The 12239-nt window shown below is 32.4% G+C and carries 12 protein-coding genes; 6 read left to right on the top strand and 6 right to left on the bottom strand.

All coding sequences use genetic code 11. The features are described 5' to 3' along the window. Position 1: 1 nt before the first annotated feature. The 4 genes from Q1B05_RS02170 to Q1B05_RS02185 all read right to left on the bottom strand — a co-directional run bounded on the left by Q1B05_RS02170 (position 2) and on the right by Q1B05_RS02185 (position 1855). A complete protein-coding gene (locus Q1B05_RS02170; RefSeq protein ID WP_299777069.1) occupies positions 2–709 on the bottom strand; it encodes a GLPGLI family protein in 708 nt (235 codons plus the stop codon). Positions 710–764: 55 nt separating this feature from the next. Continuing rightward, positions 765–959, bottom strand: a complete 195-nt coding sequence (locus tag Q1B05_RS02175) for a hypothetical protein (RefSeq protein WP_299777071.1) — start codon at positions 957–959, stop codon at positions 765–767. A 173-nt stretch (positions 960–1132) separates the two neighbouring features. After that, the gene (locus Q1B05_RS02180) at positions 1133–1477 is read right to left on the bottom strand and encodes a GLPGLI family protein (protein WP_366944332.1); all 345 of its coding nucleotides are present in this window, start codon (positions 1475–1477) and stop codon (positions 1133–1135) included. Continuing rightward, positions 1478–1855: a hypothetical protein gene (locus Q1B05_RS02185; RefSeq protein ID WP_299777073.1), complete on the bottom strand. Its 378-nt coding sequence runs from the start codon at positions 1853–1855 to the stop codon at positions 1478–1480. Between the two features lie 166 nt (positions 1856–2021). Between Q1B05_RS02185 and Q1B05_RS02190 the strand changes: the two genes are divergently transcribed. From Q1B05_RS02190 to Q1B05_RS02210, 5 genes are all read left to right on the top strand, one after another. Beyond that, positions 2022–2999, top strand: a complete 978-nt coding sequence (locus Q1B05_RS02190) for a pyruvate dehydrogenase complex E1 component subunit beta (protein WP_299777075.1) — start codon at positions 2022–2024, stop codon at positions 2997–2999. 67 nt (positions 3000–3066) lie between these two features. Then, entirely contained in the window at positions 3067–5559 is a 2493-nt protein-coding gene (locus Q1B05_RS02195) for a DUF5686 family protein (RefSeq protein ID WP_299777077.1), read from the top strand. A gap of 128 nt (positions 5560–5687) precedes the next feature. After that, a complete protein-coding gene (locus Q1B05_RS02200; RefSeq protein WP_299777079.1) occupies positions 5688–6215 on the top strand; it encodes an inorganic diphosphatase in 528 nt (175 codons plus the stop codon). A 123-nt stretch (positions 6216–6338) separates the two neighbouring features. After that, positions 6339–8672 carry a sodium-translocating pyrophosphatase gene (locus tag Q1B05_RS02205; RefSeq protein ID WP_299777081.1) on the top strand — a complete coding sequence of 778 codons (2334 nt, stop codon included), beginning with the start codon at positions 6339–6341 and terminating at the stop codon, positions 8670–8672. 134 nt (positions 8673–8806) lie between these two features. Then, a complete protein-coding gene (locus Q1B05_RS02210) occupies positions 8807–9805 on the top strand; it encodes an App1 family protein (protein WP_299777083.1) in 999 nt (332 codons plus the stop codon). A gap of 7 nt (positions 9806–9812) precedes the next feature. Here Q1B05_RS02210 and Q1B05_RS02215 read toward each other — a convergent pair whose 3' ends face one another. Next, entirely contained in the window at positions 9813–10427 is a 615-nt protein-coding gene (locus Q1B05_RS02215) for a deoxynucleoside kinase (RefSeq protein WP_299777085.1), read from the bottom strand. A 3-nt stretch (positions 10428–10430) separates the two neighbouring features. Continuing rightward, the gene (locus Q1B05_RS02220) at positions 10431–11210 is read right to left on the bottom strand and encodes a hypothetical protein (protein ID WP_299777087.1); all 780 of its coding nucleotides are present in this window, start codon (positions 11208–11210) and stop codon (positions 10431–10433) included. A 159-nt stretch (positions 11211–11369) separates the two neighbouring features. Between Q1B05_RS02220 and Q1B05_RS02225 the strand changes: the two genes are divergently transcribed. Continuing rightward, positions 11370–12224: a GLPGLI family protein gene (locus tag Q1B05_RS02225; protein ID WP_299777088.1), complete on the top strand. Its 855-nt coding sequence runs from the start codon at positions 11370–11372 to the stop codon at positions 12222–12224. Positions 12225–12239 lie beyond the last annotated feature (15 nt).

Here is a 12239-nt window from a genome sequence, read left to right on the forward strand (position 1 = left end):
ACTATTTATTCATCATTTGTAATTGAAAACCATTAATGCTTATTAATTCACTTTCGTTTTTAGGTGCTTCAATTTCTGTGTTTGTATCTTTAAAGAATTTCAGTTTTTCAAATTTAATTAATGTGTTTTTATTATCGACTTGTAAAATTAAACCAGGAAGTCCATTATAAATTTTTGGACCATCGCTAATAGGGATTTCCTCTGTGTACCAGGCTGTAATATATTGTTTTCTTCCAAAGCTAATTTTTTCAGCTGTAGCTTTTTTACACGTATATCCAATAATGGTTTGGGTCTCGTTTTGTAACGTCCAATTATAAGTTGGAATATTGTCTTTTATACTTGTGTTTTCTGTAATTAATTGTCTGTTTTTCTTTTCGCCTTCTAAGCGAAAAACATCATTAATGTAATCCTTATAAATAATTAATTTATTTGATCTTATTATTGCTTTAGTAGTCTTCATTGTTAAGCCTTCTACATCTGGGTGTTCTACAATAATAGTGTCTACAGAAGTGCTTTCGTTAGAGATTAATTCTTGTATAGATTTATTGTTTGAAAATGTATAACTAGTATAAATTGGTTTTTTTTCTTTTTCAGACAGCTCTGTTTCGTCTCCAATACCTATCAATGGATTTATAGTTATAATACCTTTTAGGGTTTGGGCATAATTTAATGAGGTTGTAAGTAATATAATTAGGGACAGTTTTTTCATTGATTATTTTTTATAACTCAGGGAAGAATTTGTTCCACCCCTGAGTTGTATTGTTTTAAAGTTCAACTTTAGTACATATGTAAGTTGTTGTAAATGTAACACTTCCGTCCAAATCGTTCGTCTCTTCACTTTCAGAGAATTTCACACACCAGTACCAATCTTCTTCGAGCTTGTTGTCTTCAATCGTCTTAACAGATTCAACTTTTAAATTTAAAGATTCGTTGATTTCATTTGTATTGGCGTTACTCATAAAAGAAAAGAAACAATAGCAATAACATTTAAAATAATTTTTTTCATAACATATAGGTTTTTATGTTAATACTAACTAAGGAATAAAAAAAACGATATGTGAAATATTTTGAATGTTTAAGTTTTAATTTGATTTCATTTTTGTTAAAATGCTATAAATTAGGTGTTTTTTTGTTATTTATTCATCATTTGTAATTGATATCCCTTAATGCTTATTAATTCACTTTCGTTTTTAGGGGCTTCAATTTCTGTGTTTGTATCTTTAGAGTATTTTAATTTTTCAAATTTAATTAATACGTTATTGTTTGTATTAACCTGTAAAATTAAACCAGGAAGACCATTAAAATCTTTTGGGCCATCATTAATCGGGATATCTTCTGTGTACCATGCTGTAATGTGCTGTTTTCTAACTCCCATAATTCTTTCAGCTGTGGCTTTTTTACACGTATACCCAAGGATAGTTTGTGTTTCGTTTTGCAAAATCCAATTAAAACTAGGAATGTGGTCTTTAATACTTATCTATTCGGTAACTAAATTACGATTTTTCTGAGAGGCTTCTAGTCGAAACACATCATTGATAAAGTCTTTGTAAATAATTAATTTATTTGCATTTATGTTTATTTCTGTGGTTTCCATTGTTAGGCCATCTACGTTAGGGTGTTCTACAATAACGGTATCTATAGTAGTGCCTTCTGTAGAAATTAATTTTTGAATAGATTTGTTATTGGAAAAGGTGTAACTGTGGTATTTTGGTATTTTGTTTTTTTTAGATAATACAGTGTTGTCTCCAATCCCTCGCAATGGGTTTATAGTTATAATACCTTTTAGGGTTTGGGTGTGACTAAAAGAAGATATTAATAAGGCTATAATAAGACAGTTTTTAAGTTTTAGAGGCATAGATTATATTTTGGTGGTTTAGTTTAGTAAACATAATTTAATTTTAACCTTTTTAAGCTCGTTACTAGTGCTTTCAAAGTTATTTTTCAATTTAATGAATTAATAATAATTCTTTTATTGAAAGTTTTCTATTTATTGTTATTTTTGTGTTCTTAAAATATGATACATGAGAACAATTCAATTCAGAGAAGCGATTTGTGAAGCCATGAGTGAGGAAATGCGCAGAGATGAGAGCATTTACTTAATGGGTGAAGAAGTTGCTGAATACAACGGTGCATACAAAGCATCAAAAGGAATGTTAGACGAGTTTGGTGCAAAACGTGTTATCGATACTCCAATTGCAGAATTAGGTTTTGCAGGTATAGCTGTAGGTTCAACAATGACTGGTAACAGGCCAATTGTAGAGTATATGACCTTCAACTTTTCGCTAGTAGGAATTGATCAAATTATAAATAACGCTGCAAAAATCAGACAAATGTCTGGTGGGCAGTTCAAATGTCCAATCGTATTTAGAGGGCCTACAGGTTCTGCTGGACAATTAGGTGCTACACACTCTCAAGCTTTCGAAAGCTGGTTTGCAAACACACCTGGTTTAAAAGTAATTGTGCCTTCTAATGTGTATGATGCTAAAGGTCTTTTAAAAGCTGCTATTCGCGACGACGATCCAGTAATTTTTATGGAAAGTGAGCAAATGTACGGAGATAAAGGTGAAGTGCCAGATGGAGAATATGTTCTACCAATTGGTGTTGCCGATATTAAACGTGAAGGTACAGATGTAACAATCGTTTCTTTTGGTAAAATTATTAAAGAAGCTTATAAAGCTGCAGATGAAGTTGCTAAAGAAGGTATCTCTTGTGAGATTATCGACTTACGTACCGTTCGTCCGTTAGATATAAATACCGTTTTAGATTCGGTTAAGAAAACAAATAGATTGGTTATTTTAGAAGAAGCATGGCCATTTGGAAACGTATCTACAGAGATTACGTACCAAGTACAAGCTCAGGCTTTTGATTATTTAGACGCTCCAATTGTAAAAATTAACACAGCAGATACTCCAGCACCATATTCTCCAGAATTATTGGCAGAGTGGTTACCTAATAGCAACGATGTTGTTAAAGCTATTAAAAAGGTAATGTACAAGTAAACTGCATTTATCACATATTTAAAACTTCATCAACATGATTTATTGCTGATGAAGTTTTTTTTTAATTATGAATTTAAGACTTAGCCTCGCATTATTTTTCTTCGGATTTCTATCCGTAATAGCTCAAACAAAAGTTAGTGGTTATGTCTACGATGAAAACAACGAATCTATAGCCTATGCTAACGTTGTTTTTAAAGGATCTTCTCAAGGAACCATTACGAATGAAGAGGGTAAATTCTACATGGAATCAGATTCCAATTGGGATGCAATTATCATTTCATTTATGGGGTATCATACTCAAGATATACCTTTAGCAAAAAACATTAATTACAACATAAAAGTTGTTTTAGAGGAAGAAGCTGCACAATTAGACCAAGTGGTTATTGTAGCAGGTAAACAGCCTAAAAAGAATAATCCCGCGATCGATATTTTAAGAAAAATATGGGAACATAAACGAAGAAATGGACTTCGGAAATTTGATCAATATGAATACGATAAATATGAAAAAGTAGAATTCGATTTAAATACAATAGACAGTGCCTTAGTTGAAAGCAGAATTTTTAAAGGGATGGAATTTATCTTTGAATCTGTAGATACATCTAACGTTACAGGTAAAACATATCTCCCCATTTTTGTAAACGAATCTGCAAGTAAAGTTTACGGTAATAATGTTTCAAATACAGAGCGAGAGGTTTTAAAAGGAAATAAAATGTCTGGATTTAGTAATAATCAATTCATTTTAGATTTTATAAAAGACCTATATTCTCAGTACGATGTATACGATAATTACCTTAAGTTTTTCGATAAAAGTTTTGTAAGCCCGTTATCCAAAACAGGAATTAATACCTATAATTATGTGCTGGCAGACAGTTCTTTTATAGATAATAAATGGTGCTATAATATTATTTATTATCCGCGTCGTAAAAATGAGCTTACATTTAAAGGCGATTTTTGGGTGAATGATTCTACGTTTGCGATCAAGAAAATTAACATGCAAGCTTCTAAAAGTGCCAATATAAATTGGGTGAAAGAAATTTATATAGAACAGGAGTTTGATGTATTAAACGATTCTATTTTTCTTATAAATCGCGACTATTTTATGTCGGATTTTGCATTCAATAAAAAAGAGAAAGCTAGAGGCGTTTATGGAAAACGAACTACACTTTACGATAATTACCTTTTCGATAAGCCTAAAGCCGATGACTTTTATAAAGAACAAGTTTTTGAATACAACGAAGACACCTATAATCGTGATGATGAATTCTGGGATGCAAACAGGTTAGAAACATTAAGTAAAGACGAAAAAGGAGTTTACAAAATGCTAGACACCCTGCAAACAGTTAAGAAATTTAAACGTTTATATAGTGCAGGAACTATTTTGGCTTCAGGATATGTCGAGTTGGATGAATTAAATATGGATTATGGACCCATATTTTCTAGTTTTGGCTATAATGAGGTTGAAGGATTGCGTATTCGTGGCGGAGGAAGAACTTATTTTGGAGCAAACGACCCCTGGAGAATAGAAGGATTTGGTGCTTACGGATTTAGAGATAAAAAAATAAAATATGGTATTTCAGGAAAATGGTTAATCGATAAAGAAAATCGTTTTATTATTTCTGGAGGACACCGAAAAGATATAGAGCAAATAGGAGCAAGTTTAACCACATCTACAGATGTCTTGGGGCGTAGTTTGGCATCATCTTCATTATTTGCAAAAGGTACAAACGATAAGTTAACAAACATACAGCTTACAAGTTTGGCTTTTGAAATGGAGCCTATAAAGAATGTGGTATTTAGATTAGGTGCAGATTTTAGAACTTTAGGTTCGGCTTCAGAGGCCTTTAATTTAGACTATTATATAGACGATACATACACCGAAATTGCATCCGAATTAAAACAGTTTGAAACAGCTCTTTCTGTAACGTATTATCCTAATAGACGTATGACAGGTTATGGTGTAGAGCGATCTCGAGCTAACGATAATTTTGCAACCTTGTTTGCACAACTTAGTCATGGAGAAAAGAATGTGTTTAAAAGTGATTTTGATTATACCAAAGTTCAATTTTCATATACACAACCTTGGCAATTAGGTGGTTTTGGTAGACTGCTTACAACCGTAGAAGCAGGTAAAACATTTGGCGAAGTGCCATTAGGCTTATTAAGTGTTGTGCCAGGTAATCAAGCATATTTTTCAATATATAATACATTCTCACAATTAGACTATTACGAGTTTATTACAGATACGTATGTGTCTGCGCATTTAGAACATAATTTTAACGGACGTTTATTTTCACGAATTCCATTCTTACGTAAATTAAACTTGAGAGAGATTATTGGTGTAAGAGGTGTCTGGGGAGAAATTTCAGACGACAATATAGCCTTAAATGCTTCAAACGTAACCTATAATGCACCCGACGATAAGCTGTACTACGAATATAGTTTTGGTATTGGAAATATTTTTAAAGTATTTAGAATTGATTTTAATTTTAGAGGAAATTATCTAGAACACCCTAATGCTCGTAAATTTGGTATAACGGGTAGTTTTGGCTTTTATTTCTAATTTTTTAGCCATATATTTAATAATTATCAATTTACAACGATATAATTTTTGTTATAAGAAATCAATTCGTTTTTAGGTTGCCTATAATTATAGGGTTCAGTACATTTACCATTATAAACACAGTAAATATGAGTCAAGTAAAACAAGAAACTTTTGATGTTTTAATAGAAATTCCAAAAGGGAGTAGAAATAAATACGAATATGATTTTAAATTACATAAAATTAGATTCGATAGAATGTTATTTTCTTCAATGATGTATCCTGGAGATTATGGTTTTATTCCTGAAACTTTAGCATTAGACAAGGATCCTTTAGATGTTCTTGTGTTAGGACATCAACCAACATATCCTATGACAGTTATGGAGGTTAGACCAATTGGTGTCTTTCATATGACAGATGAAAAAGGTCCTGATGAAAAAATTATTTGTGTACCAGTTTCAGATCCAATTTGGAATAATAAAGCTGATATAGCTGATTTAAATCCACACCGTTTAAAAGAAATTGAGCACTTTTTCCAAGTTTATAAAGATTTAGAGAAAAAGAAAGTTGATACAGGTGGATGGAGTGATGCTAAAACAGCAGTAAAAGTTTATCATGAATGTGTCGATAGATACAACAAAAGTGAGCATAAGGAAAGAGGAGATTTTAAAATCTAATTTATCCCGAATAAAAATAAAAAAACCACATTTAAATATGACAAATGTGGTTTTTTTGTATTTTATATTGTGGTAATTTTATGGCTATGTAAATTAATAACTTTTATAAATTATAGTTGTAATATGGAATATTTAATAAAATTTTTGCCTCTTTTTGGTATTCTCGCATTAGTCTTCGTCTTTCTCAAGAGTGGATGGGTGTCTAAACAAGACGTTGGAGACGAAAAAATGTCACGTATCGCTAAAAATATTGCTACTGGCGCAATGGCTTTTTTAAAAGCAGAATACAAGGTGTTAGCAATTTTTGTGGCTGCTGTAGCTACTTTATTATATTTTAAAGGTGTTTCAGAAGTAGGATCTAGCGGAATGGTAGCTATTTCTTTTATTGTTGGTGCTATTTGTTCTGCTTTAGCAGGATTTATTGGTATGAAAGTCGCAACAAAAGCAAATGTTAGAACTACTCAGGCAGCAAGAACATCTTTAGGAAAAGCACTAGAAGTTGCTTTCGCAGGTGGAGCCGTAATGGGCTTAGGAGTTGTAGGTCTAGGTATTTTAGGGTTAAGTGGTTTGTTTATGATTTACCAAAACATATGGCCTGGTGCAGAAAACTTAGCGATGGTATTAAACGTACTTTCAGGTTTCTCTTTAGGAGCATCATCCATTGCCTTATTTGCGCGTGTTGGTGGAGGTATTTATACTAAAGCAGCAGATGTAGGTGCCGATTTAGTTGGTAAAGTTGAAGCAGGTATTCCAGAAGATCACCCTTTAAACCCTGCGACTATTGCAGATAATGTTGGAGACAATGTTGGAGATGTCGCTGGTATGGGAGCAGATTTATTCGAATCGTATGTCGGTTCTATAATTGGTACTATGGTACTAGGGGCTTTTATTCTTACACCCGAATTTGATGGTTTAGGAGCTGTTTATTTACCTTTAGTACTAGGAGCTGTTGGAATTGTAATGTCTATATTAGGAACATTCTTTGTTAAAGTTAAAGATGGAGGAAACCCTCAGACAGCATTAAATATCGGAGAATTTGGTTCTGCTGGATTAATGGTTGTCGCTTCTTATTTTATAATTAAAATATTAATTCCTGAAACTGTAGCAGGTTTACCTTTCGGTTCATGGGGTGTTTTTATGGCAACAGTTGCTGGTTTAATCGCTGGTTTAGGTGTTGGTAAAATTACAGAATATTATACGGCTACAGGTAAAAAACCTGTAATGTCTATTGTAAAACAATCTGATACTGGTGCCGCTACAAATATTATTGCTGGATTAGGTGTTGGTATGATGTCTACAATGATTCCTATTTTATTAATTGCCGCAGCAATTATGATTTCTCATTATTACGCAGGATTATATGGTATTGCAATTGCAGCTGTTGGGATGTTAGCAAATACAGGAATTCAGTTGGCAGTTGATGCTTATGGGCCAATTTGTGATAATGCAGGTGGTATTGCTGAAATGGCAGAATTACCTAGTGAAGTACGTGATCGTACAGATAAATTAGATGCTGTTGGTAATACAACTGCAGCAGTTGGAAAAGGATTTGCAATTGCTTCTGCAGCTTTAACTGCTTTGGCACTTTTCGCAGCCTTTATGAAAACGGCTAATGTAACTGCTATAGACGTGTCTCGACCAGATATTATGGCTGGACTTTTAGTTGGAGGTATGTTACCATTTGTATTCTCTGCGTTATCTATGAATGCTGTTGGTCGTGCTGCTATGGCAATGATTGAAGAGGTTCGTCGTCAATTTAGAGATATTCCAGAATTAAAAGCTGCATTAGTTGTAATGCGTAAATATGATTCTGATATGAGTAAAGCATCAGTAGAAGATCGCGCAATTTTTGATGAAGCTGATGGTGTTGCAGATTACGGAAAATGTATTGATATTTCTACTAAAGCATCTATTAAAGAAATGGTTTTACCTGGGTTATTAGCTATCGCTGTGCCTGTTGCTGTTGGTTTTATTGGTGGTGCAGAAATGCTTGGAGGGCTTCTTGCAGGAGTTACTACTTGTGGTGTTTTAATGGCTATTTTCCAATCTAACGCAGGTGGTGCTTGGGATAATGCTAAGAAAACTATAGAGGAACAAGGTAAAAAAGGTACCGATGCACATAAAGCCGCTGTTGTAGGTGATACTGTTGGAGATCCGTTTAAAGATACTTCAGGTCCTTCTTTAAATATATTATTAAAATTAATGTCGGTAGTCGCTTTAGTAATTGCACCAAGTATTGCTTTAAGTGTAGATAGTCTTACAAGTTATAACGAAGCTGCATTACACAACAATCAAACAGAATTGGTTCAGGAAGTTCAAGAAGAGGTTGAAATCAGTACTAATGAAGCTGGCGATAAAATAGCAGAAGTTACTACTGTAAAAATTGTTGATGGTAAAAAAGTGGTTCAAACCATAACTTATGAAGGAACAGATGTAAATCAGTTTATTCACAAATAGATAATTTAGCTTTTTAGCTCAGTATATATAAAAAACCGTCTAAAATTTTATTTTTAGACGGTTTTTTAGTGGCTTAAAGACTATATTTTTGGTAATAATCAGGTATTTTTACATTATGTTTTTTCAAATTTAATATGCTAAAAAAAGATCCTTTACAAATTATTGCATTTCAGAGTTATGGTACGAATTCACGTTTTTATTTACGTGGTCGTGCTTTGGAGGATGAAACCATCGATTTGGAACAAAAAGGATTATTCAAACTTTTAATAAATACGTATAAACGTTTTGAAAGTGATGAAGTAAAAAATGTAGAATTAGATTTACGTTTACCAGATAATACTGTTGTAAAAGTAAAAACAGATGCGCATGGGTATTTTAAATCTGAAGAAGTTTTAGATAATTTAGATAAACTTACCAATAAGGAAGGTTGGTTACAAGTTGTTGCTTCTTATAGCGATGTAAATATTAAGCGTAAAATAACCAATTCAAACAGATTTCCTGCTCAAGTTTTAATTCCATCAAAAACAGCTTCTTTTGGGGTGATTAGCGATATAGACGATACCATAATGCTTACAGGTGTTGCTTCTATTTTAAAATGGCGCGTATTAGTTAATACTTTCTTTAAAGGAGCCTTTAAAAGAATACCTCTAGAAGGTGCAGCAGAATTTTATAATATGCTACATCGCGGTGTTACAGGAGAAGAAGCTAATCCTATTTTTTATGTAAGCCATAGTCCTTGGAATTTATACCGTTATCTAAAGTTTTTTCTGAAAACTAATAATTTTCCTAAAGGTCCTATTCTATTGCGAAGTATGAATACAATTTTCAAGAAAAAGAAAGGGAATGAAAAGCCGCAGAAGCAGATGGAAATTATTAATATTTTAAATATGTATCCTAAATTATCTTTTATACTTATAGGCGATAGTGGGGAACATGATGCGGATATCTATATTGAAATTGCCGAGCTATTCCCCAATCGTATTTTAGCTATCTATTTAAGATGTGTAGGGCATAAACAAAAAATGATACGTGTAAAAGGGCTTTTCGATACGTATAAAACAACTCCTGCATTATTAGTTAAATCTAGTAAAGAAGCTATAAACCATGCGCGATTAAGCGGCTTTATAAAATAAAAGGATATTAGAATAAACCATTTATTTCGGCATCAATTCTATTAATAATGTATCCTAAATCTTCTGGATTATCTACAAAATCTAAATTGTCTACATCAATAATTAAAAGTTTTCCTTTATTATATCCGTGTATCCACGCTTCGTAACGTTCATTTAATCTGCTTAAATAATCAATACTAATTGAATTTTCGTAATCGCGACCGCGTTTCTGGATTTGTCCTACTAAATTAGGAATAGAACTTCTTAAATAAATTAATAAGTCTGGTCCTTGGACTACAGATTCCATTAAATCAAAAAGAGAACGGTAATTCTCAAAATCACGATTCGTCATTAAGCCCATTGCGTGTAAGTTCGGGGCAAAAATGTGAGCATCTTCATAAATAGTACGGTCTTGAACAATATCTTTTCCGCTTTCTCTAATTTGAAGTACTTGTCTAAAACGACTGTTTAAAAAATAAACCTGTAAGTTAAAACTCCATCGTTCCATTTGGTTATAGAAATCGTCTAAATAAGGGTTATCTACAACGTCTTCTAATTGGGCTTCCCATTTAAAATGTTTAGCAAGTAATTTGGTTAGCGTGGTTTTTCCAGCGCCAATATTTCCGGCAATTGCAACATGCATAGCTTAAGGTGTTATTAAATGGAATTGATTCAGATTTTTCAAGTCGTAAATATACAAGGTTTGATTCGTAAGCAAAAACTGTTTTATCAATAAATCGGGTAAGTTTAGTTTAACAAAGCTTGTAGTGCCCTTTTTTAAATAGAATAATTCATTTTCTTTTTGAAGTACTAGATTTTCGCCACTTTCATCAAGTTTTGTAAATCCTTCATTTTTAATTTTTTTAACTAAAGATCCTACATAGTTAAATTGATAAATAAAATCTTTGGTAAGTAACCAACACCAATTATAATTGCTAACAATATCAAGAACTTCAGAATTAATAGGTGTTGAGGCAGCTCTTAATCCATTCGTTTTATAATCGAAAAGTTCTAATTGTAAGGTGTTGTCGTTAAAAATCCAAATTGTCGAATCGTAACCTGTCGATATTTGCGAGACACTTCTATAAGGCGTAATGGTATTAAAATCTAATTTATAAATTTCAGATAAACGGTTGTCTAAAATCATTACAGTATTAAAATTTTTGTAAAAAAGATTTAATCGTAATGGATTAAAAGTGTTTGCGCTACTAATGGTTCCTAACTGTAGGTTGGAGTAGTGTAGTGTTTGTGTCGCTGTTTGTTTAGAGAACTCGTTATGGTTTATATAATAATTTGTTTCAAAGGCATCTGTATCAATAAAAGAAGAAACAAGAAGTGGTGAGGTTTGTTTTATAGATACTTGAATGGTGTTTTGACCATGTGTAAATAACGTCGAAAACAAGAGGATATAACATATGAATTTCATAGTCGAAAAGTACAAAAATCGACCGATTATTTTAATGAATACTTTAAAATCTGCAAGTTAATATACATTTCTTAATAAAAAGTTTTGGTTATCATTAAACGAATTCTAAAAAGAAGAGTCTTATAAAAACAGATTAACCCTGATTAATTAATTATACATATGAAATCACAACTATTTAAAATATTTTTGGTGTGTTTATTCACCGCATTTTCATGCTCTACTTTTGCACAGGCAGATTTTCAAGGAAAAGCATATTACGAATCTAAAACTACAGCAGAGATGCCAGATTTTGGAGGAAGGCAAATGAGTGATGAGCAGAAAAAACGAATTGAAGAGCGTATGAAGTCTCTGTTTGAGAAAACATATATTTTATCGTTTAACCGTTCTGAATCTATTTATAAAGAAGAAGAAAAATTAGCAGCTCCTTCGTCTTCTGGAGGTAGAGGGTTTAGAGGTCCCGGAGATCTTTCTGCTGGACCTAAGTATAAAAACATTAAAACAAATCAGGTTATTGTAGATCAAGAGTTTTTTGGAAAACAATTTCTTATTAAAGACAGTCTTCCAAAATTAGTTTGGAAAATGCAGAACGAATCTAAACAAATTGGTCAATATACTTGCTTTAAAGCTACAGCTGTAAAATTAGTTAGCGGAACGGATATTACTAGTTTTAGAGGTCCAAAAAGAGGTGAAGAAGAAGATAAATCTAAAGAAGAGGAAAATGTAGCACCTAGAGAAGTTACGGTAACAGCTTGGTATACGCCTCAAATTCCAGTGAATCAAGGACCTGATGATTATTGGGGATTACCAGGTTTAATTTTGGAAGTAAGCACAGATAAAACAACTATACTATGTTCTAAAATTGTATTGAATGCAAAAGACGATACAGAAATTAAAATACCTACCAAAGGTAAAGTCGTAACACAAGAAGAGTATACCGAAATTGCGACTAAGAAAATGGCAGAATTACGTGAATCGTTTAGTGGACGTGGCCCAGGTGGTGGAGGTAGAAGATAATTATAGGTGTTGTTT

It is taken from the genome of uncultured Formosa sp. (assembly GCF_947500765.1).
GTDB lineage: Bacteria > Bacteroidota > Bacteroidia > Flavobacteriales > Flavobacteriaceae > Formosa.

Excerpts from the sequence above, each read along its gene's own strand:
- Q1B05_RS02170 (WP_299777069.1), bottom strand. The coding sequence starts at position 709 with ATGAAAAAACTGTCCCTAATTATATTACTTACAACCTCATTAAATTAT.
- Q1B05_RS02175 (WP_299777071.1), bottom strand. The coding sequence starts at position 959 with ATGAGTAACGCCAATACAAATGAAATCAACGAATCTTTAAATTTAAAA.
- Q1B05_RS02185 (WP_299777073.1), bottom strand. The coding sequence starts at position 1,855 with ATGCCTCTAAAACTTAAAAACTGTCTTATTATAGCCTTATTAATATCT.
- Q1B05_RS02190 (WP_299777075.1), top strand. The coding sequence starts at position 2,022 with ATGAGAACAATTCAATTCAGAGAAGCGATTTGTGAAGCCATGAGTGAG.
- Q1B05_RS02195 (WP_299777077.1), top strand. The coding sequence starts at position 3,067 with ATGAATTTAAGACTTAGCCTCGCATTATTTTTCTTCGGATTTCTATCC.
- Q1B05_RS02200 (WP_299777079.1), top strand. The coding sequence starts at position 5,688 with ATGAGTCAAGTAAAACAAGAAACTTTTGATGTTTTAATAGAAATTCCA.
- Q1B05_RS02205 (WP_299777081.1), top strand. The coding sequence starts at position 6,339 with ATGGAATATTTAATAAAATTTTTGCCTCTTTTTGGTATTCTCGCATTA.
- Q1B05_RS02210 (WP_299777083.1), top strand. The coding sequence starts at position 8,807 with ATGCTAAAAAAAGATCCTTTACAAATTATTGCATTTCAGAGTTATGGT.
- Q1B05_RS02215 (WP_299777085.1), bottom strand. The coding sequence starts at position 10,427 with ATGCATGTTGCAATTGCCGGAAATATTGGCGCTGGAAAAACCACGCTA.
- Q1B05_RS02220 (WP_299777087.1), bottom strand. The coding sequence starts at position 11,210 with ATGAAATTCATATGTTATATCCTCTTGTTTTCGACGTTATTTACACAT.
- Q1B05_RS02225 (WP_299777088.1), top strand. The coding sequence starts at position 11,370 with ATGAAATCACAACTATTTAAAATATTTTTGGTGTGTTTATTCACCGCA.